This is a genomic window from Streptomyces sp. HNM0575, assembly GCF_012726265.1.
In the GTDB taxonomy this organism is placed as follows: domain Bacteria; phylum Actinomycetota; class Actinomycetes; order Streptomycetales; family Streptomycetaceae; genus Streptomyces.
The window spans coordinates 229,511-256,112 of record NZ_JAASAG010000008.1; the positions used below are offsets into that span (position 1 = coordinate 229,511).

A 26,602-nucleotide genomic window follows, 5' to 3' on the forward strand; every position below is an offset into this window, starting at 1 on the left:
AGCGCTCTCATTCACAAGTCACTGTCATGCAGCTTCACCCAACCGTCAAGAGTCTGCGATGAGTTCACCTGTCGAATCCACGCCGACGCCCAACTCACCGGCCGAGGTGGCGTGTCAGCTCCGACGATGAGCCGCCGCACGGCAACGGCCCCCGCCTGACGCTGCCTTCGTTGCGTGAACTCCCGGACGTCGCGGCCGTCAACTCGCCATGTGTGCGCGGTAGGCGCGCCAGCCTCCGTATGCCGTGATGTCCTCGGCTCCCTCCAGCGCCTGGGGCGTGCAGAGGAATCCGGTGACGTGCTCACCGTCCGCCAGCTCGACGGGACCCAGCGCCATGGGAGACGGCAGCGCTGCCGCGAGGCGGCCGAGCCCGGCGGGCGGCAGTTCCCACACCTCGGCCTCGACGGCGGCGCCGCCCGAGGCGGCGCGGACCAGCCCCGGCTTGGGCGGGTCCGTCCGCAGGGCGTGCAGCCGGTAGGCGGGAGCCGTGGTGGTGGCCCTCAGCAGGCGTCCGCCCTGCCGCAGAAGCTCGTGATCGAGCGGCTGACCGGAGAGATGGGCGCCGACGACCGCCAGCCGGACGGGAGGGTCGAGCAGCGAGGCGATGCGGGCGATGCGGTCGTCGGCGAACGCGCGGCCCGCCAGCATCACGCCGAACGGCAGCCCGTCGACCTCGCCCGCGGGGACGGCGGCGGCGCACAGGTCGAGCAGGTTGGCGCAGTTGGTGAAGCGGCCCAGGTCCGAGTTGACGCCGATCGGGTCGGCGTCAACGGCCGTACGGGTGGGGTGTCTTGGCGCCGTGGGCAGCAGCAGGGCGTCGGCGTCGCCGAGCACCGCGTCGGCGCGGTCGCGCAGCGCCTCCAGGGCCGCCATGTCCGTGAACAACCGGTGGGCGGGGACGGTGCCCGCCCTGCGAATGATCCCGGCGACGACCGGGTCCAGGTCCGCGTCGCTGGGCGCGCTGTCGACGAACGTTCCTACTGCGCTGTGGCGTTCGGCGACGAACGCGCCGTCGTAGAGCAGTTTCCCTGCTTCGAGGAACGGGGCAGGGTCGACCGTCAGCAGCCGGGCGCCCATGAGGGAAAGGCGGTGGGCCGCGGTCTCGAAGGCGGCACGCCAGCCCGGGGCGAGTTCGCCGAGCTGCTCGCCCGGTGGCACGGCGACCCGCCACGGGCCCTGTGCGCGGTTCGGCTTGGGCGGTGCCGTACGGCCGGGCGGCGCGGCCATCACCGTCAGGGCGCGCTCGGCCTCCGGCACCCCGCGGGCGAAGACGCTGACGCAGTCCAGGCTGGCGCAGGCCGGAACGACGCCCTCGGTGGGGACGAGGCCACGTGTCGGCTTGAGGCCCACGACGCCGTTGAAGGCGGCGGGCACGCGGCCGGAGCCCGCCGTGTCCGTGCCGAGCGCTAGGTCGGCGATGCCCAGGGCGACGGCGACCGCGGAGCCGGAGCTGGAGCCGCCGCTGATGCGGTCCGGGTCCACGGCGTTGCGAACTGCCCCGTACGGGCTGCGGGTTCCGACGAGGCCCGTCGCGAACTGGTCCAGGTTGGTGGTGCCGAGCACGACCGCTCCGGCGGCGCGCAGCCGGGCGACTGCGGGGGCGTCCCGCGCGGGCCGGTAGGCGTAGGAGGCGCAGCCGGCCGTGGTCTCCAGTCCGGCCACGTCGATGTTGCCCTTGACGGCGAGGACGGAGCCGGCGAGCGGCAGGGCCTCACCGGCGGCGACGCGTGCGTCGACGGCGCGGGCGTCCTCCTCCGCCGCCTCACGTGCCCGGAGGCCGATCCATATCTCGGGCCTGCGGGCCTCGGCGATCCGCCGGTAGGCGTCCCGTACGCGATCGAGTGCCGTCATGCCGCCGCCGCCTCCGAGGGGGCCAGGGTCAGCAGCGCGGTCCCGGCCTCGACCTGGTCTCCCGGCGTCACCAGGATCCCGGCGACGACGCCGTCCTTCGGCGCCGTGACCGGCGATTCCATCTTCATCGCCTCCAGGGACATCAACTGCTGGCCCGTACGCACCCGTTCGCCCGGCCGTACGGAGACCTGCCAGACGCTCGCGGCGAACTCGGCCTCCAGCGCCACGCCGCCCTGCGGGACGCTGACGCGCTCCGGCGGTGCGGCCGCGGCCGACGGCCCCGGCCCCGGCTCGTCGGTCCGGTCGAACTCCCCGTTCTCCTCCCACACTTGGCGTTCCGCGGCGAACGCACGGGCCTGGCGGGCACGGAAACCGGCGATGGACTCGGCGTTCTCGTCCAGGAAGCGCCGGTGCTCGGCGAGGGAGAACTCGCCTTCCTCGGTCCTGAGTTCAAGCCGTCCGGCCGCCATGTCGGCGCGCATCGCGAGAAGTTCGCCGGCCTGAACCGGATACCACTTGATCCTGTCGAAGAAGCGCAGCAGCCACGGCCTGCCCGGCTCGAACGGCCCGCGCTGCTGCCAGCCGGACCACACCTGTACGGTCCGGCCGACGAACTGGTAGCCGCCCGGCCCCTCCATCCCGTAGACGCACAGGTAGGCGCCGCCGATGCCCACCGAGTTCTCCGCCGTCCACGTGCGCGCCGGGTTGTACTTCGTGGTGACGAGGCGCCGGCGGGGGTCGAGCGGGGTCGCGACGGGCGCCCCGAGGTACACGTCGCCCAGCCCCATCACCAGGTACTCGGCGTCGAACACGGTGCGGTACACCTCCTCCACCGACTCCAGCCCGTTGACGCGGCGGATGAACTCGATGTTCCAGGGGCACCAGGGGGCGTCGTCCCGAACGCCCGTCATATACCGCCGGGTCGCTTCGCGCGTCGCCGGATCGTCCCAGGACAGCGGGAGGTGGACCGTGCGGCTGGGCACCACCAGGGCCTCGGTGGGCGGCAGTTGCTCCTCCGCCCGGTGCAGCACGTCCAGCAGCTCCCGCTGCGGCAGCACGTCCGGATCGGCGTGCACCTGGAGAGAGCGGATGCCGGGGGTGAGGTCCACGACTCCCGGCAGGTCCAGCGCGGCCAGCGCCTCGGACAGCGCGTGGACCCGCATGCGCAGGCCCAGATCGAGCTGCATCGGGCCGTACTCGATCAGGACGTTGTCGTCGCCGCCGCGCCGGTAGGTGACGGCGGGACGGGTGGCGGACTCCTCCAGCCGGCCCAGCAGTCCGCCGTCACGGCTCGCGGCGCGTGACGCTGCGGGGGTGCGGGCCGGGTTGCGGCGCAGCACGGCCGCGGCGGTCTCGCTCACGGGCACGAAGCGCACCGTGTCGCCCGGGCGCACCTGGCCGAGCTTCCAGCGCTGCGCGGTGATCACGGTCGCGGGGCAGACGAAGCCTCCGAGCGAGGGGCCGTCCGGGCCGAGCAGGACCGGCATGTCGCCCGTGTAGTCGACGGCGCCGACCGAATAGGGGGTGTCGTGGATGTTGGAGGGGTGAAGTCCCGCCTCACCGCCGTCGGTTCGGGCCCAGCGCGGCTTCGGCCCCACCAGCCGTACGCCGGTGCGCGCCGAGTTGAAGTGCACCTTCCACTCCGCGGCGTAGAAGTCCCGTACGTCCTCCTCGGTGAAGAACTCCGGTGCCGCGTGCGGTCCTTCGACCGTCCCGATGTGCCACGTCGTGCCGAACGCCGGGCGCAGGGCCGGTGCGATGCGGGCGGGCCGCCCGGACACCTCCCCGCCGTGCAGCACGTCGCCCGCGCGCAGTGCCCGGCCGCCGTGCCCGCCGAACCGGCCGAGGGTGAACGTGGCCGCGCTGCCCAGGAAGTCCGGGACGTCCAGGCCGCCCGCGAGCAGTACGTAGGTACGCAGCCCGCGGTCGGTGGGCGCGCCGACCTCCAGGGTGCCGCCGGCGGGGACGGTGACCGGCTCCCACTGGGGTGCCGGTTCCCCGTCCACGGCGCAGGCAGCGGGGGCGCCGGTCACGCACACCGTGGTGGTGCGGCTGAAGCGAAGCGCCGGTCCCTGGAGGGTGCACTCCAGCCCGGGTGCGCCCTCGTCGTTGCCGAGCGCGCGGTTGCCCAGCCGGAACGACAGGTCGTCCATCGGCCCGCAGGGCGGTACGCCGACGTGCCACAGGCCGGTGCGTCCCGGCCAGTCCTGGACGGTGGTGAGCGTGCCGGGTGAGACGACGTCGATGCGGGGCGTCGGGTCGGCGACCGCTGCGAGGGTCGCGGTCGTGTGCGCGGCGGAGCGCACGTCCGCGTCGTCCAGCGCGGCGCGCACCAGGCCGAGGTTGGTCTCGACGCCGTCCACACGCGTCGCGTCGAGACCGTGGGCGAGCCGGTTCATGGCCTCTTCCCGGTCGGCGCCGTGGGCGGTCACCTTGGCGAGCATCGGATCGTAGAAGCCGGTCACTTCGGTGCCCGCCTCGATCCACGAGTCGACCCGGATCCCCGGCAGCCCGCGGGGCAGTTCGACGCGGGTGAGCAGACCGGTGCCGGGGCGGTGGCCGCGGCCGGGGTCCTCCGCGTACAGGCGGGCCTCCACCGCGTGCCCGCGCGGCTCGCCGGGCTCGCGGACCAGGCCGCTCTCGCCCCGGGCCAGCCTCAGCATCCACTCGACGAGGTCGACTCCGTGGATCTCCTCGGTGACGGGGTGCTCGACCTGGAGGCGGGTGTTGACCTCCAGGAAGCAGACCTCTCCGCGGGCGGCGTCGTGGACGAACTCGACGGTGCCCGCGGAGCGGTAGTCCACGGAGGCGCACAAGTCCCTTGCGGAGTCGGCCAGTCGCCGCCGCAGCCGGTCCGGCAGGCCGGGCGCCGGCGCCTCCTCCACGACCTTCTGGTTGCGGCGCTGAAGCGTGCAGTCGCGGTCGCCGAAGGTGACGACGCGGCCGTGCCCGTCGCCGAAGACCTGCACCTCCACGTGGCGTGCCTGCTCCACCAGCCGCTCCAGGAAGAGACCCGAGGAGGAGAAGGACGCGGCCGCGACGCGCTCCACGCGCGCCCACGCGTCGGCCAGTTCCGCCGCGTCGTGGCAGGCCTGCATGCCGATGCCGCCGCCACCGCCGGTGGCCTTCAGCATCACCGGGTAGCCGATGCGCGATGCCGCGGCCAGCGCCGCGTCGACGTCGGGCAGCAGACCGGTGCCGGGGGAGAGGGGGACGCCGGCGGCCTCGGCCGCGGCGCGCGCGCTGTGCTTGTCGCCGAACAGCTCCAGTTGACGGGGAGTCGGACCGACGAAGACGACGCCCTCCTCCGCGCAGCGGCGGGCGAACGAGGCGTCCTCGGAGAGGAAGCCGTAGCCGGGGTGTATCGCGCCGGCGCCGCTCTCCCGCGCCGCCCGCAGCACCCGGTCCGCGTCGAGGTAGCTCTCCTTGGCCGGTCCCGGGCCCAGGCGTACGGCGTGATCGGCGAGGCGTACGTGCTCGGCGGCGCGGTCGGCGTCGGAGAAGACGGCGACGGTGCGCAGCCCGAGGCGGCGGGCGGTGCGGATGATGCGGACGGCGATCTCGCCGCGGTTGGCGACGAGCAAGGTGTCGAACGCGGCGGTCGTCACGCGGCACCCTCGGTGATCGTCATGCGGACGGCCGTCGGCTCGAAGCCGTTGCAAGGGTTGTTGATCTGGGGGCAGTTGGAGGCCAGCACGAGGACGTCGCGCTCGGCGCGCAGCACCACCTTCAGGCCCGGTGCGGAGATGCCGTCGACGATGCCGAGCGTGCCGTCCTCCTCGACCGGCACGTTCATGTACCAGTTGACGTTGGAGACCAGGTCCCGCTTGCCCAGGCCGTACCTGGCGCCCTCCAGCAGGAAGTTCTCCACGCATCCGTGCTGCGGCCAGGTGTGGTGGCCGTAGCGCAGGGTGTTGGACTCCTTGGAGCACGCGCCGCCCACGGTGTCGTGGCGGCCGCAGGTGTCCTCGGCGATCGTCATCAGCCGCGTGTGCTCGTTGGACATCAGCACGCTGCCCGTGGTCAGGAAGATGCCGCCCTGCGCGTGCACGGTGTCGGCCGCGCTGTAGCGGACGTCGGTGTCGTGGGCGTCGTATACGAGGAAGTCGACGGCCTGGTTGCCGTGCAGGTCGGTGATGGTCAACTGCTGCCCGCGGCGCACGAACGCCGACCAGGGGGCGCGGGCGGGAACGGTCTCTTCGGTCACGACGGCCCCGGCGGCGTCGGGCGCGGCGTCGGTCGCGGCGTCGGCCGCGGCGGCGGCTCCGGTGGGGGCGGTCCCGGCGGCGTCGGTCGCGGTCGCGGGGTCGGTCGTGGTGGGCACGGTCCCGGTCTCGCCGTTCACGGCTGCGGCGGTCATGCGATCCCCCTGGCGATGAGGTGCTCGGCGGTGTTGAGGAAGGCCCTGCGGCCCTCGGGGGTCGCGTCCCACAGGTCGTCACCCGGCGCCGTCGCCCGCCCCTTCCAGGCCAGGACCTCCAGCGGACCCGAGACGTACTCGGACCGCGGGTCGAGCGGATGCGGCACGTTGGCGACGAGGACGGTGAGCGGCTGCTCCGCGCGCAGCACGACCTCGCCTCCCTGACCGGACGTCCCGGTGTACTCGAGCCCGCCGTCCGGCAGCACCCGGACTCCCTGGAAGAACGAGACGGACGGCGGCAGATCGCGCGGCTCCAGGCCGTTCTTGAGCGCGGCGAGCTTGAGCAGTTCGCGCCCGGCGGGTGAGGGCCCCTGTGGTGCGCCGTCCCCGTAGCGCCGGACGTTCCGCGCGGCGGTCGACGTGCCGCACAGGGCGTCGTGGCGCCCCGAGGTGTCCGAGACGACGGAGGCCAGCACCCGGCCCTGGTCGGACAGGAGCAGCGAGCCCTCGCCGAGGTAGGCGTTCCACAGCACCTTGACGGTGTCGGCGGCGTTGAGCCGCTCCCAGGGGCGTCCCTCGACATACAGCAGTACGTGCGCGCAGGCCTCCCCGGTGAGGTCGGTGAGCCGCAACTCGGTACCGCGCGCGAGGACCTTGTGGGTGTAGTTGCCGCCCGCGACGGTCTCGGCCCATACGAGGTCGGCGGAGCGCACGCCCTCCGGCGGCGTGGGCCAGTCGGCGGCGGGAAGCACGGGCATGGTCTCGACACGGGTGTCCTGCTGTGCGCGGGCATGGTCGCGGGCGCCGTACGTGGTGGCTGTCGCCATGTCTGCACCTCCGGCTCGGCTGGCGTCGCTGACTGGGGTCTTGGTCCGGGCGTCTTGGGCAGACGTCTTTGACGCGGGTATTTCTGTCGCACGACAGAAATTAGGGCTGAGGGAAGTCCGCGCAGTTGCCCGGCCGTTTCCCGGCCGTTACCGATGACTCCGCGGGAAGTGATTGCGGACGGCCCCGCCCGCGATTGCCGGACCGGGGCGGGCGCGTGCCGAACGGCTCGGTGGCGACGGGGAGTTCGGCGGGAAGTTCGGGGCGTCACGTGCCGGACGGTCGCGTACGGGTCGGAGGGGCCCGCGCCCGGGACGGCACCGGGGCGGGCGCGGGCGGTCCCATACGTGTGTGTCTCCCGCTGCCCCGGAGCTGAACGGTGCGGCGGCGACGGGGAGTTCGGCTCGGAGTTCGGGGCGTCAGGTCACGCGCCGGACGGTCGCGTACGGGTCGGAGGGGCCGCACCGGGGCCCCGCCCGGAAGGGACCGGGGCGCCGGTGCGCAACTCGCCGGTGACCGCAGGCCTGTACCGGCGAACCGGCGAACCCGCGAACCGGCCCCGTGGCGCGCGGTGTTCGCGACCGATCGCGGCAGCCCTCACGCGCTCACTTCGGTGACCTCCGCGGGCTCCTCGCCCGCGGCGGTCCCCGCCGCGGGTGCCCGCGCGGCCGAGCGCTCCGCGGCGCGCCTGACATGCCGCCACCACCGGTAGCCGACGCCCAGGACGATGGTCGCCCCGAGGAACAGGACCGTGAACCATTGCAGGTACCAGTGGCCGCCCTCCGGGTCGTACACCTCGGCGCGGGGCCAGGCGAGGTTGACGGTCATGCCCAGCCCGTAGAGCACAGCGATCGCGTTGAGCGGCACTCCCCAGCGGCCCAGCGAGAACAGCGGGCGGCCCGTCTCGTCGAGGCCGCCGGCGCGGTCCGCGGGGAGCCTCCCCTGGACCCTGCGCACCAGCATCGGGCCGGTGACCATCACGTACGCCAGGTACAGCATGACGATGCAGGTCGTGCCGAGGGCCAGGAAGGCCGACGGTGCGGCGAAGCTGAGGAGCAGGCACACGCCGGCGAGCACGGCGACGACGACGGCGGGAGCGGCCGGCATGCCGGTGCGCGGTGTGACCTTGGCCAGCCGGGCCGAGAACGGCAGCACGCCGTCCCGCGCCATCGAGAACAGCATCCTGGACGCGGAGGTCTGCACCGCCAGCGTGGCCACGCAGATCGCCACGACGACGTCGGCCAGCAGCAGCCTGCCCACGCCGTCGCCGAGCGTGCTGGTCAGCACGTAGCCGAGGCCGTCGGTGGCGAGGCGGCCGTCGCTGAGGCTCGGGGCGGCCAGCAGCCCGCCGAGTATGAGCAGTCCGCCGCAGAGCCCGGCGGCGGCCAGCGCGCTGAGGATCGTCCGTGGTGCGGTGCGGCGCGGGAACCGGGTCTCCTCGCTCATCTCGCCCGCGCTGTCGAAGCCGACCATGACGTAGGCGGCGGTGAACGAGGCGATCAGCAGGGCCCCGATCGTGCCTCCGGCGCCGCCGGTGTGCACCACGACGCCGGGCGTTCGCTCGCTGTGCGTGAAGAGCAGGACGACCATGAGGGCGACGCCGGCGATCTCCGCGGTGACGCCGAGCCGGTTGATGAACGACATCACGCGGTTGTCGAGCAGGTTCACGACGGTGGTGAGGAACAGCAGGATCAGCCCGAGCAGTGCGGCGTTGGCGGCGCCGGACGGTGAGGTGGGCGCGGGGTCGCCGCCGACGAGCTGGAAGCCGGGCCAGATGGCCGGCATGACCACCTGGAGGGCGAGGGTGGCTGCCGCGACGACGACGATCTGCCCGATCACCATGACCCAGCCGGCGAGCCAGCCGAACGAGGGCGTGCTCAGGCGCGACGACCACTGGTAGATGGCGCCGGATATCGGGTAGCGGGCGGCGAGTTCGGCGAAGCAGGCCGCTACGAGCAGTTGTCCGCACAGCACGACGGGCCAGGTCCAGATGAACGAGCCGCCCCCGAAGGAGAAGCCGAACGCGAAGAACTGGAAGACGGTCGTCAGCACCGAGATGAAGGAGAAGCCGGCGGCGAAGGACGCGTACCGGCCGAGCCGGCGGTGCAGCTCCTGCCGATAGCCGAACGTGACGAGCGAGTGTTCCGGGGCGGCGGTCGGCGGCGGAGCCGCGGGTTCGGTGGAGGGAGGTGCGGTGGTGGTCATGGGAGCTCTCTTCTCTCGTGACTCGTGCTCGGGTGGGAGCCGGCGGGCGGGCGTCGGGGTGGAGGGCGTCAGGCGGAGGACCTCGGGGCGGAGGGCCGGGCGGCAGGCGTCAGGGCGTCGTCGCCCGTCGTCGGGGCGTCAGGACCCGGTCTCGGAGTGGCCGAAGGAGGACAGTGCCAGCGAGCCGTCGGGCAGCCGGACCTCGCCTGCCGCGATCCGGCGCCTGAGGTAGCCGAAGGTCTGGGCGGTCTGGGCGAACAGGTGCTCCCCGGCGACGAGTCCGGGGCGTGCCGGCCTGGCCGCGGTCACGAACCGCGGGAGCGGGCGTACCGGCGTGGCGTAGTCGAGACTGCAAAAGAGGGGGAAGGACCAGCGCTCCTCCGCGACCTTGCGCACGCGGTGGGTGGTGGCCGTGAACTCGCCGTTCGACCAGAGCTCCAGCATGTCGCCGATGTTGACGACGAAGGTGTCCCCGACGGGAGGCGCGTCGATCCAGCGGCCGGCGCCGTTGAGCACCTCCAGCCCGGGAGCCGTGGGGCGCAGCAGCGTGAAGCACTCGTAGTCGGTGTGCGCGCCGATGCCGGGCCGGTCCGCCGCATCGGCGTCGTACGGGTAGTGGATGAGCCGCAGTTGGCTCGGCGGCTTGGTGAGGTGGGGCTCGAAGGCGTCCGCCGGTTCGCCGAGCGCGATGGCGAAGCCGCGGAAGAGCGTGCGGCCGAGGGCTGCCACGGTGTCGTACCAGGCGGTGACGGCCGTACGGAAATCCGGCGAGTCCGGCCACTGGTTGGGGCCGAGGAGAGGATTGCCCGCACGGAAGTCCGGGTCGTCCGCGGGGAGTTCGGCGGAGAGGTCGAAGGCCTCCTTGCGGTCCGGGGTGCCGCCCGCGAAGACCTCCTCGCCCTCGGGCACGTAGCCCCGGTGATTGCGGGACAGCCCGATGTAGTTGCGCATCTTCTCCTCGTGGGAGAGGGCGAAGAACTCCTTCGTCACGGTCAGCAGCCGCTCGAAGAGCGCCGGCTCCACGCCGTGCCCCGCCACGTACATGAAGCCCACCTCGCGGGCGGCGCGGCCGAGTCGGTCCGCCACGGCCGAGGCTTCGCGGGGCGTACCGAGACGGAGTCCGGAGATGTCGACGACGGGTACGGCGGAGAAGTCCTGGAGTGAGCTCACGACGGGCCTCCTCGGGTTCCGGAGTGGGGCAGGAGACGGGAGAGCGGCCCGTCCGCGCCGGTGATCCGCCAACTGCGCGTGACGGGTGTTCCGTCGGAGGCCAGGTCGCTCACGTGGAGCCCGTCGCTTCCGGACGCCCATGCCATGAACCGCCGGCCCGTGCGCCCGGGGAGCGTGGAACGGGACAGATGCCAGCCGGACTCCCGCACACGGCCGAGGGAGACCTCGCAGTCGAGGAGGCGCCGGGCGTCGTGGACGGATGCGGCGCCGGCGACGAGTTCGGCCAGGGACGCCCCTGCGGGCAGGTGCGTCAGCGGATTCCGGCCGCGGGCGTACGCGAACCACGGCCCCGCCCGGACCAGGACTCCCGCACGGCCCGTCTCCGGCTCGTGCAGCAGCGCCCCTGCGAGCGGAGCCCCCGTCGGCGCGGCCGCGTCATGGGGGCTCTCCGTGACCGCCGCGATCCCCGGGGAGATCTCCCGGCGCCAGTGCTCCGTATACGTCTCGTGCACGCCCTCTTCGACGAGCAGTCCGTTCTCGGTGCGCACCCTGCCGCTGTCGGGGAAGGCGGCGGGCGGCTGGAGGTCGACGGAGTGGTGCCAGTGGCACACATCGCCTTCGTGGCTCAACTCGCCTGCGAAGGCCTCCTGTCGGGCGAGGCAGGCCAGTTGGGCGCGGGTGAGATCGGTCAGTCCGCGCGTACGCGGGGCGTGGGCGAACCCTGCGGGCTGCCGGAGGTCGGCATAGCACCGGCGGCCCTGAAGCCAGGACACGTGAGTGGTGGTGTCGGCCGGGGCGCCGGGTGCCGTCAGCAGCGTGCGGCGCCACAGGCCCTTGAGTTCGCAGGGGACTCGGCCCGTCGGGGAGGAGGCGGGTGATTGCGGGACGGTGGCGGGATCGGGTACGGGCATGTCGTCGTCCCGGTGGTGAGCGGCGGAACACTTTCCTGTCAGGCGACAGAAATTAGGTACGGCCCGTTGCCCCTGCGTATCGCGCCCGTATCCGCCCAGTAAGTCATCGCTCACGGCCCTTTGGTGTGCGAGGGCTTGGCGTGCGACGGCTTGGTGCGCGACGGCCCGGCCGAAGGCCCGCCCCCGTATGGGAAGATCGCCGCGTGGGCACCAGCACCGGTAGAAGAGTCGGGCGTCCGCGCGTCCGGGAACGCAGGACCGACGCCCTGCCGCCGCGTGCCGAACTGCTCGCCGCCGCGGCCGAGTTGTTCACCGCGTACGGGTACACCGCCACCACGACGCGTGCCGTCGCCGAGCGCGCGGGGATGCGGCAGGCGTCGATGTATCACTACTTCGACGGCAAGGAGGCGCTCCTCGCCACGCTCGTCGAGGGGACGGTGCGCCCGTCGCTCGACATCGCCCGCGGCCTGATCGCGCGTACCGACGCCGCGCCCGAGGCGAGACTGTGGGCGCTGTGCCGGTCCGACGCCGGGCTGCTCAGCGCCGAGCCGCACAACCTCGGCGCCCTGTACCTGCTGCCGGAGGTCCGTGAAGGCGGCCGTTTCGCGGACTTCCACCTGCTGCGCGCCGAACTCCGCGCCGCCTACGGCCGGTTGCTGGCCGCCACGGCGGCCGGCGGATCCCTCCCCGAGGAGGAGGGCGCTCTGCGCACGGACCTGCTCTTCGGTCTGGTCGAGAGCGTGATCCTGGTACGCAGGCGGGAGCCCGGACGGCCGCCGTCCGAGCTCGCCGACGCCACCGCCGACGCCGCGCTGCGGGTCGCCGGCATCACCGAGCGCTCAGTGGCGAAGGCGCACCGCGAGGGGCGCGGGCTTCTCCGGGAAGAGCCCCGGTAGACCGCCGGCCGCGGGCTATCGCGTGAACACCGACATCTCGTTTCCGCGGCCCTCCTCGAAGGGGAGCGACACGGTGCGGTATCCGTTGTCCGGGTCGCGGACATGGCCGAGGTAGTCCGTCGACGGCTCTATGGCGTTCTCGGCGATCACCAGGGCGCCGGGGCGCAGATGCGGTTCGAGAAGCCGGAGGACCGGCAGGTAGAGGCTGAAGGCGCCGTCGAGCAGCACCAGGTCCACCTCTCCGCCGACGCCGTCCCGGAGCGTCTCCAGCGCGTCGCCGACCCGGATGTCGACGAGGTCGGCCAGTCCGGCCGCTTCGAGGTTCTCCTGTGCGCGCCGGGCCTTCGACGCCTCCAGTTCGGTCGTGACCAGCCGTCCGCCGCCGCCGTCATTCAACGCGGTGGCCAGATGGATGGTGGAGACGCCGAACGAGGTGCCGAACTCGACGATGCGCTTCGCCTGGCGAGCCCTCGCACAGACATAGAGGAACCTGCCGAACTCGGCCGATACGTTCAGGAAGTTGCCCGCGTAGTTCCTGTAGACGTTCTTGTAGTCCTTCGCCTCCTGCTCGAGCAGCCGGCTGACGCTCTCGCCGCCGAAGGCGGAGCCGTCGGCGAACTCCTCGTACAGCTTCCGGTCCGCGACGCTCGCTTCGTCGAACAGGCGGGTCAGTACGTCGGAGACCGGTGCGGCGGTCAGTGAGTCCATGTCTTCTCCTCGAAGGTCGATGTGGGGCCGGTGAGCGAGACCGGCACACGCGGGCGGACGCAGCCGTCGAGCGCGACCGCCGGGAGCCGGAACGGCGCCGGGACACCGGCCCGTTGATCAGGCACCCTCAACGTAGGCCGCCGTTCCGGCGCAGGTCGGCCATCAGATGCCTCGTAACGGCCGACCTCCGGACCGCCGGATCGGTACGGGCGGGGGGAGCGGACGATCGACACCATGACCACGGCGAACAGGCGGACTCCGACGGACGGCCCGGACGGCCCGGACGGCCCGAACGGCCCGGACGGCGGGACGTCGCCGATCCTCAGCATCGAGCGGGGCGAGGTCGACGCCCATACGCGCATCGAGCCGCACTCCCACCCCGAGCCCATGCTCCTGTGGACCGCGACCGCGACCGTGACGGTGAGCACCACGGAACGCGACTGGCTGGTGCCCCCGGCGTACGGGATGTGGATCCCCGCCGGGACCGAGCACACCGGGGCGACACAGCAGGCCGGTGAAGGGTGCATCATCCGGTTCGCGCCCGCGCACTGTCCGATCGCATGGACCGAGCCCACCGGTCTCGCCGTGACACCGCTGCTGCGCGAACTCATCCTTCACCTGGCCCGGAACGGGCCCACCGCTCCGGGCCGCGGTCACGCCGAAGCTCTCGTCTTCGACCTGCTCACCCCGCTGCCGTCCAGCACGATCCACGTGACGATGCCCGCCGATCCGAGGGTGCGCACGATCGCGGAACGGCTCGTCGCCAGCCCGGCCGACCCACGCGAACTGGCCGGCTGGGCACACGAGGTGCACGCCGGAGTCCGTACCCTCTCCCGCCTCTTCCTCAGCGAGACCGGCCTCACCTTCGCGCAGTGGCGCACCCGTGTCCGCATCCGCGCCGCCGCGCACCTCCTGGCCGACGGTGAATCGGTCGGTGCCACCGCCCGGGCCGTCGGCTACCGGAAGACCGGAGCCTTCATCAACGCCTTCCGCCGCGCCACCGGGCAGACACCGGGCGCCTACACCCGCGTCGACACCGTGCCGCTCGCCGCTCCCGCGCCGACGCGGCGCCGGGCGGCCCGGGAGTCACGCGACGGACGATGACAGGCGGGCGCCGGAACCGGCTCGAACGGCTCGGCGCGCTCGGCTGGTTCGGCTCGCTCGGCTCACTCGACGGCCTCGATGGTGCGGCCCGTGTGGTCCGGAGCGGCCACCGCCAGCACCGCTCCGAGGACCGGGCCGACGATCCCGAGAGCGAGCGCGAGCGGCACCGTCCCCGCGACCGTCAGCGCGAACAGCGGGAACACCCCGGCGCCCAGACCGCGCCCGGCGTAGTAGCTGAGATTGGACCCGGTGGAGCGGACGCGGGTCGGGAAGAACTCCGCCATCCACACCCCGAGGATCCCGAACCCGCCGCACGCGCCCGCGCACAGCATCAGAGCCCAGAACGTCGGGTACGTCCAGAAGTCCCCGGCGACATGCGCGGAGCCGCTCAGCACGAGTCCGAGGAACCAGGCGAAGCCGATCACGCCGAAGGCGCAGCACCAGAGGAAGGCCCACTTGCGCTTGAGGACGTCCGACAGCGCACCGCCGAGCGGGTACGTGATCGCGGTGCAGACGAGCGCGAGCAGCACGATGACGCTCGTGGTGCCCAGCGAGACCTTCTCCACCTTGATCAGGAACGTGGATAGGTACGCGATCATCGAGTTGGTGGTGAGGAACATGGCCGTCGCCAGCACCACGAACAGGACGGTGCCGAAGGCGTACCGGCGGCGGAAGAGGTCCACCAGCGGCACCTTGTTGCGGCGCAGTCCCTCCGGCAGGCGCCCGGCGCGAAGCTCCGTCTGGTACGCGCGCCACTGCTTCGACTCCGGCAGCAGGAAGGCGGCCAGGGCCGCGATGACCACGGTGGCCGCGCCGAGCAGCACGTACCCGGTCCGCCAGCCGGCGTCGGGCCCCAACTCGGTGATGCAGAAGTAGAGAACGCCCTCGGTGACGATCTGGCCGACGAAGTACATGGACTGGATCGACCCGCCCATCAGGCCGCGCTTCCTCGTCTTCCAGCACTCGGCGAACATCGAGAACGACAGGCCGAACAGCCCGCCCATGCCCACCCCGGCCACCAGTCGGCTGAGCAGGAACAGCAGGTACGTCGGGGCGAGCCCACCTGCGATGGCGGCGATGCCGAACAGCAGCACCGAGATCGTGTAGGTCCAGCGGCGGCCGACCAGGTCGCCGAGCCAGCCGAAGGCGATGCCGCCGACGATCGAGGCGAAGCCCTGGAGCGTGACGACCTGGATGAGCTGCAAGGTGCCGACGTGCAGGGTGTCGGAGATGTACGCCAGCGGGTAGCCGACCAGGTTCAGCTCGGCACCGTCGAAGAGCGTGCCGAGGAAGGCGAAGAAGAGGGTCAGCGCGATCTCGCGGCGGGGCACCGGCACGCCGGTGGTGCCGTCCGCGCCCTTGCTGGTCAAGACGGTGGACATCGAGTTCCTTCCGCGTGGCGGCGGGGCCGGACCCCTCCGGTCAGCTCTCGGGGAGCCGGACGCCGCGTGTCTCCGGACACATCGGGGCGATGGCCAGCCCGAGTACGTAGATCAGGCCGACGGTGGTCGCGGCTGTCCCGTAGCCGCCGAGCTGGGAGATGATCGCCCCGGACAGCAGCGGCCCGAGGAACGCGATGAACCGCGCGGCGTTGAAGACGAACGCCGCTCCGGTCGCGCGCAGGTGCGTGGGGTACAGCTCGGGCAGCCATACGGGCATCCACGTGTACTGGCCGAGCGTGAAGAAGCCGTTGACGATCAGCACGACGACCGCGATCTGGAGGCTGTGCGTCCACAGGAACAGCACCGGGGTGAGCACCAGCGACGCCCCGAAGAAGAGCATCACGGCGGGCCGTCGGCCGAGCCGGTCGGCGAGGAAGCCGAAGGCGATGTACCCGGCGATCGCGCCCCCGTTGTAGATCATCCCGGCCCGGCTGGCCCACGCCGCCCCGTTCTCGCCCGAGCCGGCGGCCAGCGTGGCGACGTACGCGGGCACCCACGTGGAGATGCCCCACCAGCCGAGCGTGGTGACCAGGGACATCAGCGAGCCGATGACGGTGACCCGGCGCAGCTTCGGGTCGGTGAGTATCGCGCGCAGCGTGAACGTGGTGTACGAGCGCTCCCGCTCGGTGAGTTGGGCGCGGTCACGCCGCCGCAGATCGCGGCGTTGCCGCCGGGCTCCCTCCCAGGGCTTCGACTCGGGGACCGTACGCCGCAGCCACAGCGCGAACACGGCGGGCAGCACGCCTATCAGGAACATGTACCGCCACGAGGACGGCCCGAGAGGCGCGACGAAGTACCAGCACGCGGACGCGATGAAGAATCCGAGGCCGAGGCCGCACTGCATGAGTCCGGCGGCCTTGGCCCGTGCCCGCGCGGGCCACATCTCGGCGACCAGCGACGTGCCGGTGCCCCACTCCGATCCGAGCGCGAAGCCGGTGACGAACCGCAGCACCAGAAACGACGTCCACGACCAGGAGACGGCGGTCAGGCCGGTGAAGGCCGCGTACGCCACCATCGACGTCAGCAGCGCGCGGCGGCGCCCGAAGTAGTCGGCGAAGACGCCGCCGAGCATGCCGCCGACGCCCCAGCCGAGCAGGGTCACGGCGATGGTCGCGCCGGTCAGGAACGAGACCTGCCCGGCGGGCGCGCCCGGTTCGAGCTGGTGCAGGACGGTGCCCGCGGTGAGGATCAGCGCGTACGTCTCGAAGCCGTCGAAAAGCCAGCCCAGGTTCGCGGCGAACAGCGACCGCCACTGGGCCCGGCCGATGCCGCGATACCACGGCGCGCGCTCTGCTGCCGTCACTTCGCTCATCGGGCGCCTCCCTGTCGCGCCGCCTCACATTCCTGGCTTTGTCCTGTATGTAGGACGTGGAGTCTCGCAGGCGGCACATTAAGAGGGGATGCATGCGGCGTCAATGCACATGACAGAGGTGTCTGCCGGGTGGGTGCGCTGCTGGGTGTGCTGCTGGGTGTCCCACGGGGTGCGCCGCGGGGTGCGCCGTGGCGCCGGGCCGGCGATGCCTCAGTCGGCGCCGGGTGCGACCCCGCCGGTGCGTGCCGTGATGCGCAGCCCGCACTCGCGGATCAGCGTTCCGGCGTGGTCCACGTTCTCCTCGTTGAGCTCGGAGGAGAAGGCGAGCGAGCACAGCACGAGTGCCACTCGGCCCCGGCTGTCGAAGACCGGTGCCGCCACCCCGGACTGCCCGAGGTCGTACTCGCGCACGCTGATGCCGTAGCCGCGCTCGCGGGTGGCTTTGAGGATGGTGCGCAGCTTCGCGGGCTTGGTGACGGTCTCGGAGGTGAACGCCTTCAGGCCGTTCCGCTTCACCTGCCGGTCCACCTCGTCGGCGTCGGACCAGGCGTGGAAGGCGCGCATGATCGCGGGAGCGGAGAAGGGGAACGTGTCGCCGATGCTCACCGTGATGCGAATGCCCTGGCCGCGCTCGGCCTTGGCCAGTACGGCGTACTCGTCGGCGCCGTGCCGCTGCACGGCGAACGCGATGAACCCCAACCGCTGGCTGAGGTCGTCGAGTTCCTGCTGTACGACGTCGACGACCATCTCGGTGGACATGCCGGTGAGCGAGAGCAGCCGGGGTCCCAGGGACCAGCCCGTACGGTCGCCGCGGCTGGCGACCCAGCCCGCGCGTTGCAGCGTGCCGAGGATGTTGTAGCAGGTGCTGCGGTTCAGCCCGAGATCCTCGATCAGCGACCCGGACGCGACGCTGTCCGGCCAGTCGCGCGCGATCCGCTCGAGGACGCGGACCGCGTTCGTGACGGCCGGGACGTCGCTGGCCATGTTCCCCTCCTGGCGGCGCAGTTCGGCATGGGCGGGCGGATGCGGGCGGGTCAGCGGTCACGTTAGCCGACGTCGGGTGGCCGGCATGATCCGGTGTCCGGGCCGTTGACGGCATTCCCGCCTGGACCTAGTGTCCTGTATACAGGACAAGGAGTCTCCTATGGTGGTCAAATGAACTTGGGTTCGTCATTCGCCGTCCCCGCCGGACCGGGGCGGGTGTTCCGCACCTTCCTCGACCCGGAGGCGATGCGCTCCTGCGTGCCCGGTTGCACGGAGCTGGCCCGTACCGACGAGACGCACTACCAGGGGCGGCTGGTCAACGAGATCGCGCACGTCCGGTTCAGCGCAGCGTTCTCCGCGGAGATCACGGAGATGCGGGAGCCGGAGCAGGTGCGCGCGGTGCTCAAGGGCGAGGACCGCAAGCTGGGCAGCTCCATCAAGATCGACGCACTGCTGACCGTGCGCCCCGACGGAGACGCCTCGACCGTGACCTACGGGTTCGACATCGCGCTGTGGGGCAAGATCGGGCGGCTCGGCGAGGCGATCGTCAGGCGCCGGTCGGCCGAGGTGGAGCGGCAGTTCGTGGAGGCCTTCACCCGGATCTGCGCCGGGGAGCCGGTGGCCGTGGTGGCCGGCGACGCGCCCGCCCCGGCCCCCGCTGGCACCGGCCGCGCAACGGCACCGGCCGGGAAGGACGATGCTCCTCCCCGCCGTCCTTCCCGGTGGCGCCGGCTGCTGGCCTTCCTGCGGCGCCGACGGAGCGCGTGATGCCCGTCCTGCACCGCCCGGAGACGCTGGACGAGGCGTGCGCGCTGCTGGCCGAATGCGATCACGGGATGGTGTACGGGGGCGGCACGGCCGTGCAGATCCTCTCCAAGCAGGGCGTGCTGTTCGCCTCGGACCTGGTCGACATATCCCGCATCCCCGGGCTGTCCGGCATCAAGGAGACCGCGGACGGCCTGCGCATCGGCGCGATGACGCCGCTGCGCGCCGTCGAGACCGGTTCCGCCGCCCGCCGCGTCGCGCCGCTCGCCGCCCGGGTGTACGGGCACGTGGCGAACCCGCGGGTCCGCAATACCGCCAGCGTCGGCGGCAACCTCGCGCACGGCGACTACCGGCTCGACCCGCCCACCGCGCTGCTCGTGCTGGACGCCGTCGTGGAGCTGACCGGTCCGTCCGGGGCCCGGCGGGTACCGGTCCGCGAGTTCTTCGTGGGTTTCCAGGAGACCGCCGTACGGCCCGGCGAGATCGTCACCGCGGTCGAGGTTCCCGCTCAACCGGAGGCAGCGGGTGCGGGGTTCACCAAGCTGAGCAGCCTGTCGGCGAACGACTGGCCGTGTGCGTCGGCTGCCGCGCTGGTCGACGGCCGCGCGCGCGGGCTGGGACGCCGCGGTCCGGCACATCTGCGGCTCGGTCTCGGAGCGGTCGCGTCCACGCCGGTGTTCACCGAGGTCGAGCTGCCCGGTGACGCCACGGCCGACGACGCCGCCGAGGCCGCGCGCACCGCCGTCGAGCCGCTGATCGACCCGATCCCCGACGTGCGCGGCGGCGTGGAGTACAAGACCCGGCTGGCCTTCGTCGCCGTCGACGAGGCCGTGCGATCGGCATGGAAGGAGCGCTCGGATGAACGTGGATTCCTCAGCGGGCGGCGTCGCGGTCGGTGAGCGATGGGCCCGCGCGGACGGCCGGGCGAGGGTCCGCGGCGAACTGCGGTACGCCGCCGACGAACCGGTGCGCGCGTGCCGTGAGGTGGCGGTCTGCCGCAGCACCCGGCCGCACGCCTGCATCGCCGCAGTCGCCACCGAACGCGCGGCCGCGGTGGACGGCGTGGTCGCGGTGGTCACCGGCGGCGACCTGTACCGGCTGCTGGGCGAGCGGATCTTCACCGGCCCCGCCTTCACCGACCAGCCGTGCCTGGCCGTCGGCAAGGTGCGGTACGTGGGCGAGCCGGTGGCCGCGGTGATCGCGCACACCGCAGCGGCGGCCCGGGAGGCCGCCGACGAGATCGAGATCGAATACGACGACCTGCCGCCGGTGCACGACGTGGACGCGGCGGTCGAGGGCGGCGCATACGTGCACGAGGAGCTGCGCCCGTCGTCCGTCTTCGGCGACCTGCGGCATCTCCACGGCGTACGCGACACCAACGTCAACTACGAGTACGTGCTGAGGAAGGGCGACCCGGAGGAGGCCGCACGGGGCGCGACGCACACCGTCAGCGGCGAGTTCTGGTGCCCGCCGACCCACCACGTGTCGATCGAGCTGCCCTACACCGCGGCCTGGCCCGAGGGCGACCGCCTGGAGGTGCTGACCACCACGCAGACGCCGTCGTACGTCCGGCAGTCCCTCGCCGATCTGCTGGAACTGCCGCTGAACCGCGTGCGGGTGCGCTGCGCGCCGCTGGGCGGCGGCTTCGGCGCGAAGATGTACGACCGGCTCGAACCGCTGGCCGCCGCGCTGGCCTGGACGCAGCGCGTGCCGGTGCGTATCGCGGCGAGCCGCGAGGATGCGTTCCTGCTCACCACGCGCCACGGGGCCGCGGTCACCGGGAGCATGGCGGCGGACGCGGACGGCGCGATCGTCGCCGCCGACGCCGACGTCAGGTACGACACCGGTGCGTACGCCGACGTGGGCCCGCGCATCACGGCGAAGTCCGGCATGATCGCCAACGGCCCGTACCGGATCGCCAACGCCGGTGTCCGTTCCCGCTGCGTATACACCAACAAGCCGTCGGCCGGGCCGTTCCGCGGCTTCGGCGTACCCCAGGTGACCTGGGCGCACGAGTCGCTGATCGACGAGCTGGCGCGGGAACGCGGCGAGGATCCGGCCGGGTTCCGCCGCCGCACCCTGCTGCGCGAGGGCGACGAGGCGGCGATGGGCACGCCCATGCACAGCGCCGACTTCACCGCCTGCCTGGACGCGGTCACCGAAGCGGTCGGCTGGGACGGCCCGTTGAGGAGGGAGGACGGCCGGCTGCGCCGCGGAAGGGGCGTCGCCGTCGGCATCAAGGCCGTGCTCACCCCGACGATCTCCAACGCCACCCTCCAGCTCAACCAGGACGGTTCGGCGACGCTGCTGATCAGCACGGTCGACATGGGACAGGGCAGCGACACGATCATGGCGCAGATCGCCGCCGAGGTGCTGTGCCTGGGAGAGGGGCGGGTGCGCGTGGTGACGGCGGACACCGACGTCACGCCGTACGACACCATCACCGCGGGCAGTCGCTCCACGTACCACACCGGCAACGCCGTACGGCGGGCCGCGGAGGCGATGCGCGACAAGCTCTCCGCCCTGGCCGCCGACCACTTCGGCGTCGCACGGACCGATGTGAAGCTGACCCCGGACGGACTGGTCAGCGCGCAGACCCAGCGCACCGTGGGCATCTCAGAGCTGCTGCACGCGCACTTCGGCGCGCGCGGCACCACGCTCACCACCGAGGCCGAGTTCACCACGTCCTGGGCGCCCTACGACAAGGAGACCGGGCGCTCGCCGCAGGTGACCGAGCACTGGTTCGCCGGGGCCGCGGCCGTGCGGCTGAACGTGGACACCGCCACCGGACGAGTGCACATCGAGCACCTGGCGGTGGCCGGGGACGTAGGGCACGCGATCAACCCGGCACTGGTCGAGCAGCAGCTCACCGGTGCCGCGGTGATGGGCGTCGGGCATGCGCTCTTCGACCAACTCGTCTTCGACGAGGGGCAGATCGTCAACGGGACGCTGCTGGACTACCAGTTGCCCTCGGTCAAGGACATGCCGGACAGGCTCACGCCGATCATCGTCGAGAGTCCGCACCGCACCGGCCCGTTCGGCGCCAAGGGCGTGGGCGAGACCGCGATCATCCCGCTCGCACCGGCGATCTCCAACGCGGTGCGCGACGCCCTCGGCATCCGCTTCACGCGGCTGCCGCTGACCCCCGAACGCATCCTCACCGCTCTCCACGACCGGGACACGGAAGGCGGCACCGCATGAGCGCGACCGTCGAACTGATCGTCAACGGCGTCGCGCACCGGGTCGTCGTCGAGGACGAGGACCTGCTGCTCGACGTGCTCCGTACCCGCGCCGACGCCACCAGCGTGCGGGAGGGATGCGGGGTGGGTGCCTGCGGTGCGTGCACCGTGCTCGCCGACGGCCGCAGCGTGAGCAGCTGCCTGGCCCTGGCCGCCCGGTACGACGGGGCGCGCATCACGACGGCGGACGGGCTGCCCGACGGCGACGAGGTCGTCGACGCCTTCGTCGCGAACCGAGCGATGCAGTGCGGATACTGCATCCCCGGCTTCGTGCTGATGAGCCATGAGCTGCTGGCGGAGAACCCGTCGCCCAGCCGTGAGGAGATCACCGACCACCTGGAGGGCAACATCTGCCGCTGCGGCACCTACTCGGAGATCGTCGCGGCCGTCGAGTCGGCGGCCGAGCGCCGGGCCGAGGCCCGTGACGGAGACCTGATGGGAGAAAGCGCATGATCGTCGAGACCTCCCGGGGCCGGTTCCACGTACGCCGCACCGGTGATCACGGGCCGCCCGTGCTGATGCTGCACCCGCTGGCGCTCAGCGGCGCGGTCTGGGAACCGGTCGCCCAATACCTGGGGGAGTCGCACCGGGTGGCGGCGCCGGACGCCCGCGGCCACGGCGGCTCCGGCTGGGACGGCGAGCCGTTCACCGTGGCCGACATGGCCGGCGACGCGGCCGCGGTCATCGAGGAGCTGGACCTGGGGCCGGCGCACGTCGTGGGCCTGTCGATGGGCGGCAGCACCGCCGTGGTGCTCGCCGCCGCACGCCCCGACCTCGTCGAGGGACTCGTACTCGCCGACACGACGGCCTGCTACGGGCCCGGCCGGGTGGACACCTGGGCCGAGCGGGCGCGCAAGGCGCTCGCCACCCCGCGGAAGGAGCAGGTGGAGTTCCAGCTCGACCGCTGGTTCTCCCCGGACTTCCTGCACCGGAACCGTGCCGAGGCCGACCGGGTCGCGGGCATCTTCCGCGCCACGGACTCGCGGGCGCACGCCGCCGCCTGCACGGCGCTCGGCGACCTCGACGCCACCGGGCTGCTCGGCGGCATCCGGGCCCGCACGCTCGTGCTCGTCGGCGACGAGGACTACGCGACACCGCCCGCGATGGCGGAGGCGCTCGCCGACGGAATCCCCGGCGCCACGCTGCGGGTGCTGCCGGCGACCCGGCACCTCAGCCTGGTCGAGCGCCCCGGCACGTGGCCGCTGATCGCCCGTCACCTGGCCGGCGACCTGGTGCAGGAGAGCCGCGATGGCTGAGCCGTCCGCGATGCCCGAGCCCGCGCTGAGCCTCCGCGAACACATCGCGGCGATCGAGCACTTCGGCGAGCTGCGGCACGTACGCGGCGCCGACTGGGACCTGGAGCTCGGCGCGATCGCCGAACTCAGCTACCGGATGCCCGAGCCGCCCGCCGTGCTGTTCGACGAGATCCGCGGATACGCCCCCGGCCTGCGGGTGCTCACCGGCAGCACCGGCTCCGCCCGTCGCCTCGGCCGTACGCTGCGGCTCGGCGACGACCTGGACGACGTGGGGCTGGTGGCGGCGCTGCGCGGCAAGCCGTCGGCCTGGGCGGCCGCCGCGGCCGACCACCCCGTACGCCCCGTGGAGAGCGCCCCGCTGCTGGCCAACGAGGTCGCCGGAGCGGACGTGAACCTCCTGGACTTCCCGGTGCCGCGCTGGCACGACCGGGACGGCGGCCGGTTCATCGGCACCGGCTGCCTCGTCGTCACCAGCGACCCGGACACCGGTGTGCACAACGGCGGTTGCTACCGCATGGAGGTCCAGGACGAGGGCGCATCGGTGACGATCTCCGCGGTGCCCGGCAAGCACGGCGCGCAGAACGTCGAGCGGTGGTTCGCCCGCCACGGGTACGCGCCCGTGACCGTGTCGTTCGGGCACGACCCGCTGCTGCTCGTCCTCGGCGGCACCGAGGTGCCGGCCGGCGTCTCCGAACTGGCCTACGCCGGGGCGGTGCTCGGCGAAGGCGTCCCCGTGGTGCTCGCCCCCGACACCGGACTGCCGATCCCGGCGGGCGGCGAGATCGCCGTCGAGGGGTGGCTGCGCCCCGATCACAAGCGCGACGAGGGCCCGTTCGGCGAGTGGACCGGCTACTACACCGGCAGGCGCAGGCCGTGCCTCGCGCTGGAGATCACGAGGATGTACCACCGGGACGATCCGATCCTGCTCGGAGCGCCGCCGGGCCGCCCGCCGCACGACTACTCCTACATGCGCACCGTGATGAAGTCGGCGATGATCCACGACGAGTTGGTCGCGACCGGCGTGCCGGGCGTCGAGGCGGCCTGGGCCCACGAGGCAGGCGGGGGGCGGCTGTTCATCGCCGTCTCGCTCCGGCAGCGCTACGCGGGGCAGGCGCGCCAGGTGGCGCACCTCGCCGCGCAGCTGCCGGCAGCGGCGTATATGAACCGGTACGTGGTGGTCGTCGACGACGACATCGACCCGCGCGACCTGGACCAGGTGATCTGGGCCGTCTCGACGCGCACCGACCCGGCGGAGGACTTCGAGGTCATGCGGCGCACCTGGGGCAGCAGGCTGGACCCGATGCTTCCCGACGGCGCCACCCCCCACAACAACCGCGCCATCATCGACGCATGCCGCCCCTATGAGCGCCTCGGCTCGTTCCCCGAGGTGGTCGGCAGCGCCCCGGAACATCTGGCGGAGATCCGGCGCAAGTGGGGTGCGGCGCTGGAGGGTTGACGGCGCGCGCGGCCGGTGCGGAGGCTCCGGTTCGCGTGGGCGGAGCGGACGTTGCGGAACGACGGCCGCGGGGTGCCTGCTCATGCCGGGCAGCAGGCCCCCCCGGGGGCGTCGTCAGCCGTCAGCCGTCACCCTTCGCCCTTCACGCGTCAGCGGTCGCACGGCGACGCCGTACGGCCAGCACGGCACCCAAGCCGCCGATCACGATGACGCCCGCGCCGATCCCGAGGGCGACGCCCGGGACCGGCAGCCCCGACTCGGTCATCTCCTGCCGCCCCGCGGTCCGGTCCTGGATCTGCGTCTTCACCGGCTTCACGTCCGTGATGCCGCTCACGGACTTGACCGACCCGTCCTTCTTCAGCAGCACCTGCTTCCCGTTGGGGTGCCGGAAGTCGAACATGCCCGTCAGCGACTTGGCCCGCGCGTCGAAGGAGTGGTCGCCGATGGCGGACGTGTGCCAGTTGTCCTCGATGAACCTGGTGACGGAGGTCTGCTCGGTCTGCGTGTGGTCGATGTCGTTGACCTTGCTGTACGGCGAGATCACCATCAGCGGCTGCCGCGTACCGGGACCGCAGCGGTCCTTGTAACCGCCCGCGGCCTTCGGGCCCTTGCGGCAGGCCGGTGAGTCGACGGGCTTGCCGCCGGTGTCCTTCGTCTTGTCCTTCGAGCCGTTCTGCGGCTTGGCGTAGACGTGGTCGTACCAGCCGTCGGAGTCGTCGTAGGCCAGGACGACCGCGGTGTCCTTCCACTGCGGCGCCTGCTGGATCTTGTTGATCTGCTTGATCAGGAAGTGCTGTTCGTCTGTCGGGTCGGAGTAGCCGGCGTGCCCGTCCTGGTATGACGGTGCCTTCAGGAAGCTGACCGAGGGCAGATGCGCGGACTTCAGCGCCGCGTCGAAGTCCGTCAGGTCGTAGTTGTGGTTCGCCCTGCCGTCGTGACCGATCTCGGAGACCGAGCGGGGGGAGATGTGGTGCGGGTTCGCCGTCGACTTGTAGTACGCGAAGGGGTTGTGGTGCGGGCTGTAGTCCACGACCTCCTCACCGCCGACGTTCTTGTGCTTGACGTCCCCGCACTCGGCGTGATGCGAGTCCTTTCCGTCCCACGCCTTGCCGGGGCGGAAGCCGCCCTGGAACCAACCCCAGCTCACCGACTTCTCGTTGAGCCGGTCGCCGATGTTCTTGCCCTTCAGCTCCGCGAAGGAGTCGTCCTTGGTGTGGTCCTCGCCGCTGCAATCGTCGTACGCCGGATCGGGGTCGTTGATCATCGTGCCGACGCCCTTGCCGTCGGGCGAGGAGACCGCGGCCGGGTCGGGCTTGTCGGTCTGCTTCGGGTGCTCCGTGGACGACTCGGGGTCGGTGGAGACCACGCCGTGCGTCTGGCCCGACACCAGCTCGATCGCACCGGGCGTCGACGGCCCGTACGCCGAGCCGAACGAGCGGTCGCTGAGCGAGTAGTGCTGGGCGTAGTTCCACATCGCGGTGACGGTGTTGCCGTCGTAGTAGTCCATTCCCAGGCCGGGCTCGCCGAAGAGGTCGCCCGAGCACTTGCCGGAGTCGGTGTTCTCCACGAACTTGTCGGCCTTGCCGCCGTTGTAGGCGTACTGCTCGGGTCCGTAGGAATGGTTCTGGTCGCAGGTCACCGCCTGCTCCTCGGTGAGGCGCTTGGGCAGGTACTGGTTCGGGTTCTTCTTCAGCAGCCCCGCCGTGCGCAGGTTGTCGATGTCCTTCGGGGTGTGCCGGGACGGATGGAACTTCGTGCCGTCCGTGTTCGCGGCCTTCGGGTAGGTCGCGAAGTAGTGGTCGAAGGAGATGTTCTCGTCGAAGATGACCACCAGGTGCTTGACCGGTGTGGCCGGCCGCTGGTGCTGCGAGGCGGGCGCAGCGGCCCAGGACGGCGCCGACCCGCCGAGGACGGTCAGCGCCGCGGCTCCGGCCAGCGCGCCCCAGCGACGTGCGCCCGTCCTTCTCGCTGCGCTTCCCATGCGGCCTGCCCTCCACTGCTGTCCGGATGATGATTCCGTGCCGTGCGTGGTCCGGTCGGATCGCCCGTCCCCGGCACGCAGTTCATCATCGTGCGGTTGAATTCCGATGACCCGGAAGTGACCTTCTCTTCAGAGAG

The 26,602-nt window shown here is 72.2% G+C and carries 20 protein-coding genes; 8 read left to right on the plus strand and 12 right to left on the minus strand.

The genetic code is table 11. The features are described 5' to 3' along the window. Window positions 1–198 precede the first annotated feature (198 nt). The 7 genes from HCC61_RS20280 to HCC61_RS30840 all read right to left on the minus strand — a co-directional run bounded on the left by HCC61_RS20280 (window position 199) and on the right by HCC61_RS30840 (window position 11,322). Window positions 199–1,851 carry an allophanate hydrolase gene (locus HCC61_RS20280; protein WP_169137320.1) on the minus strand — a complete coding sequence of 551 codons (1,653 nt, stop codon included), beginning with the start codon at window positions 1,849–1,851 and terminating at the stop codon, window positions 199–201. Then, on the minus strand, window positions 1,848–5,459 hold the full coding sequence (uca, locus tag HCC61_RS20285; RefSeq protein ID WP_169137322.1) for an urea carboxylase: 3,612 nt from the start codon (window positions 5,457–5,459) through the stop codon (window positions 1,848–1,850). The genes HCC61_RS20280 and uca overlap by 4 nt, the downstream gene beginning before the upstream one ends. Further along, complete coding sequence (locus tag HCC61_RS20290; RefSeq protein WP_169137324.1) at window positions 5,456–6,211, minus strand: urea amidolyase associated protein UAAP2; 756 nt, start codon at window positions 6,209–6,211, stop codon at window positions 5,456–5,458. The genes uca and HCC61_RS20290 overlap by 4 nt, the downstream gene beginning before the upstream one ends. Then, on the minus strand, window positions 6,208–7,038 hold the full coding sequence (locus HCC61_RS20295) for an urea amidolyase associated protein UAAP1 (RefSeq protein ID WP_169137326.1): 831 nt from the start codon (window positions 7,036–7,038) through the stop codon (window positions 6,208–6,210). Before HCC61_RS20295 ends, HCC61_RS20290 begins: the two co-directional genes overlap by 4 nt. A gap of 595 nt (window positions 7,039–7,633) precedes the next feature. Continuing rightward, window positions 7,634–9,241, minus strand: a complete 1,608-nt coding sequence (locus tag HCC61_RS20300) for an amino acid permease (RefSeq protein WP_169137328.1) — start codon at window positions 9,239–9,241, stop codon at window positions 7,634–7,636. A gap of 138 nt (window positions 9,242–9,379) precedes the next feature. Then, window positions 9,380–10,411, minus strand: coding sequence for a 2-oxoglutarate and iron-dependent oxygenase domain-containing protein (locus HCC61_RS20305; protein WP_346777298.1), 1,032 nt, complete (start codon window positions 10,409–10,411; stop codon window positions 9,380–9,382). After that, window positions 10,408–11,322 carry a hypothetical protein gene (locus HCC61_RS30840; RefSeq protein WP_240969136.1) on the minus strand — a complete coding sequence of 305 codons (915 nt, stop codon included), beginning with the start codon at window positions 11,320–11,322 and terminating at the stop codon, window positions 10,408–10,410. Before HCC61_RS30840 ends, HCC61_RS20305 begins: the two co-directional genes overlap by 4 nt. A gap of 203 nt (window positions 11,323–11,525) precedes the next feature. On the opposite strand from HCC61_RS30840, the gene HCC61_RS20310 reads away from it, so the two are divergent. Continuing rightward, window positions 11,526–12,218, plus strand: coding sequence for a TetR/AcrR family transcriptional regulator (locus HCC61_RS20310; RefSeq protein WP_169137332.1), 693 nt, complete (start codon window positions 11,526–11,528; stop codon window positions 12,216–12,218). Between the two features lie 15 nt (window positions 12,219–12,233). On the opposite strand, the gene HCC61_RS20315 is transcribed toward HCC61_RS20310, so the two are convergent. Beyond that, on the minus strand, window positions 12,234–12,926 hold the full coding sequence (locus tag HCC61_RS20315; protein WP_169137334.1) for a class I SAM-dependent methyltransferase: 693 nt from the start codon (window positions 12,924–12,926) through the stop codon (window positions 12,234–12,236). A gap of 234 nt (window positions 12,927–13,160) precedes the next feature. On the opposite strand from HCC61_RS20315, the gene HCC61_RS20320 reads away from it, so the two are divergent. After that, window positions 13,161–14,030 carry an AraC family transcriptional regulator gene (locus HCC61_RS20320; protein ID WP_169137336.1) on the plus strand — a complete coding sequence of 290 codons (870 nt, stop codon included), beginning with the start codon at window positions 13,161–13,163 and terminating at the stop codon, window positions 14,028–14,030. Window positions 14,031–14,092: 62 nt separating this feature from the next. Here HCC61_RS20320 and HCC61_RS20325 read toward each other — a convergent pair whose 3' ends face one another. The 3 genes from HCC61_RS20325 to HCC61_RS20335 all read right to left on the minus strand — a co-directional run bounded on the left by HCC61_RS20325 (window position 14,093) and on the right by HCC61_RS20335 (window position 17,768). Next, window positions 14,093–15,412, minus strand: coding sequence for an MFS transporter (locus tag HCC61_RS20325; RefSeq protein WP_169137338.1), 1,320 nt, complete (start codon window positions 15,410–15,412; stop codon window positions 14,093–14,095). Window positions 15,413–15,452: 40 nt separating this feature from the next. Then, window positions 15,453–16,784, minus strand: coding sequence for an MFS transporter (locus HCC61_RS20330; protein ID WP_169137340.1), 1,332 nt, complete (start codon window positions 16,782–16,784; stop codon window positions 15,453–15,455). 210 nt (window positions 16,785–16,994) lie between these two features. Next, on the minus strand, window positions 16,995–17,768 hold the full coding sequence (locus tag HCC61_RS20335; protein ID WP_169137342.1) for an IclR family transcriptional regulator: 774 nt from the start codon (window positions 17,766–17,768) through the stop codon (window positions 16,995–16,997). Window positions 17,769–17,939: 171 nt separating this feature from the next. Between HCC61_RS20335 and HCC61_RS20340 the strand changes: the two genes are divergently transcribed. The 6 genes from HCC61_RS20340 to HCC61_RS20365 are packed head-to-tail and all read left to right on the plus strand — an operon-like array spanning window position 17,940 to window position 24,484. Continuing rightward, window positions 17,940–18,536, plus strand: coding sequence for an SRPBCC domain-containing protein (locus HCC61_RS20340; protein WP_169137344.1), 597 nt, complete (start codon window positions 17,940–17,942; stop codon window positions 18,534–18,536). Beyond that, window positions 18,536–19,432 (plus strand): FAD binding domain-containing protein, encoded by an 897-nt coding sequence (locus HCC61_RS20345; protein WP_169137346.1) that lies wholly within the window; start codon window positions 18,536–18,538, stop codon window positions 19,430–19,432. The genes HCC61_RS20340 and HCC61_RS20345 overlap by 1 nt, the downstream gene beginning before the upstream one ends. Next, window positions 19,392–21,734 carry a molybdopterin cofactor-binding domain-containing protein gene (locus tag HCC61_RS20350; RefSeq protein WP_169137348.1) on the plus strand — a complete coding sequence of 781 codons (2,343 nt, stop codon included), beginning with the start codon at window positions 19,392–19,394 and terminating at the stop codon, window positions 21,732–21,734. Before HCC61_RS20345 ends, HCC61_RS20350 begins: the two co-directional genes overlap by 41 nt. Beyond that, window positions 21,731–22,225 (plus strand): (2Fe-2S)-binding protein, encoded by a 495-nt coding sequence (locus HCC61_RS20355; RefSeq protein WP_169137350.1) that lies wholly within the window; start codon window positions 21,731–21,733, stop codon window positions 22,223–22,225. The genes HCC61_RS20350 and HCC61_RS20355 overlap by 4 nt, the downstream gene beginning before the upstream one ends. After that, on the plus strand, window positions 22,222–23,028 hold the full coding sequence (locus HCC61_RS20360) for an alpha/beta fold hydrolase (RefSeq protein WP_169137352.1): 807 nt from the start codon (window positions 22,222–22,224) through the stop codon (window positions 23,026–23,028). The genes HCC61_RS20355 and HCC61_RS20360 overlap by 4 nt, the downstream gene beginning before the upstream one ends. Next, window positions 23,021–24,484, plus strand: a complete 1,464-nt coding sequence (locus HCC61_RS20365; RefSeq protein WP_206322748.1) for a UbiD family decarboxylase — start codon at window positions 23,021–23,023, stop codon at window positions 24,482–24,484. The genes HCC61_RS20360 and HCC61_RS20365 overlap by 8 nt, the downstream gene beginning before the upstream one ends. A 142-nt stretch (window positions 24,485–24,626) precedes the next feature. Here the strand turns inward: HCC61_RS20365 and HCC61_RS20370 are convergent, their stop codons facing one another. Beyond that, complete coding sequence (locus tag HCC61_RS20370) at window positions 24,627–26,465, minus strand: alkaline phosphatase family protein (protein ID WP_169137354.1); 1,839 nt, start codon at window positions 26,463–26,465, stop codon at window positions 24,627–24,629. Window positions 26,466–26,602: the final 137 nt, after the last annotated feature.

Coding starts and splice junctions, on each gene's coding strand:
- HCC61_RS20280 (WP_169137320.1), bottom strand. CDS start 1,851: ATGACGGCACTCGATCGCGTACGGGACGCCTACCGGCGGATCGCCGAG.
- HCC61_RS20290 (WP_169137324.1), bottom strand. CDS start 6,211: ATGACCGCCGCAGCCGTGAACGGCGAGACCGGGACCGTGCCCACCACG.
- HCC61_RS20295 (WP_169137326.1), bottom strand. CDS start 7,038: ATGGCGACAGCCACCACGTACGGCGCCCGCGACCATGCCCGCGCACAG.
- HCC61_RS20300 (WP_169137328.1), bottom strand. CDS start 9,241: ATGACCACCACCGCACCTCCCTCCACCGAACCCGCGGCTCCGCCGCCG.
- HCC61_RS30840 (WP_240969136.1), bottom strand. CDS start 11,322: ATGCCCGTACCCGATCCCGCCACCGTCCCGCAATCACCCGCCTCCTCC.
- HCC61_RS20315 (WP_169137334.1), bottom strand. CDS start 12,926: ATGGACTCACTGACCGCCGCACCGGTCTCCGACGTACTGACCCGCCTG.
- HCC61_RS20320 (WP_169137336.1), top strand. CDS start 13,161: ATGACCACGGCGAACAGGCGGACTCCGACGGACGGCCCGGACGGCCCG.
- HCC61_RS20325 (WP_169137338.1), bottom strand. CDS start 15,412: ATGTCCACCGTCTTGACCAGCAAGGGCGCGGACGGCACCACCGGCGTG.
- HCC61_RS20330 (WP_169137340.1), bottom strand. CDS start 16,784: ATGAGCGAAGTGACGGCAGCAGAGCGCGCGCCGTGGTATCGCGGCATC.
- HCC61_RS20335 (WP_169137342.1), bottom strand. CDS start 17,768: ATGGCCAGCGACGTCCCGGCCGTCACGAACGCGGTCCGCGTCCTCGAG.
- HCC61_RS20340 (WP_169137344.1), top strand. CDS start 17,940: ATGAACTTGGGTTCGTCATTCGCCGTCCCCGCCGGACCGGGGCGGGTG.
- HCC61_RS20345 (WP_169137346.1), top strand. CDS start 18,536: ATGCCCGTCCTGCACCGCCCGGAGACGCTGGACGAGGCGTGCGCGCTG.
- HCC61_RS20350 (WP_169137348.1), top strand. CDS start 19,392: ATGAACGTGGATTCCTCAGCGGGCGGCGTCGCGGTCGGTGAGCGATGG.
- HCC61_RS20355 (WP_169137350.1), top strand. CDS start 21,731: ATGAGCGCGACCGTCGAACTGATCGTCAACGGCGTCGCGCACCGGGTC.
- HCC61_RS20360 (WP_169137352.1), top strand. CDS start 22,222: ATGATCGTCGAGACCTCCCGGGGCCGGTTCCACGTACGCCGCACCGGT.
- HCC61_RS20365 (WP_206322748.1), top strand. CDS start 23,021: ATGGCTGAGCCGTCCGCGATGCCCGAGCCCGCGCTGAGCCTCCGCGAA.
- HCC61_RS20370 (WP_169137354.1), bottom strand. CDS start 26,465: ATGGGAAGCGCAGCGAGAAGGACGGGCGCACGTCGCTGGGGCGCGCTG.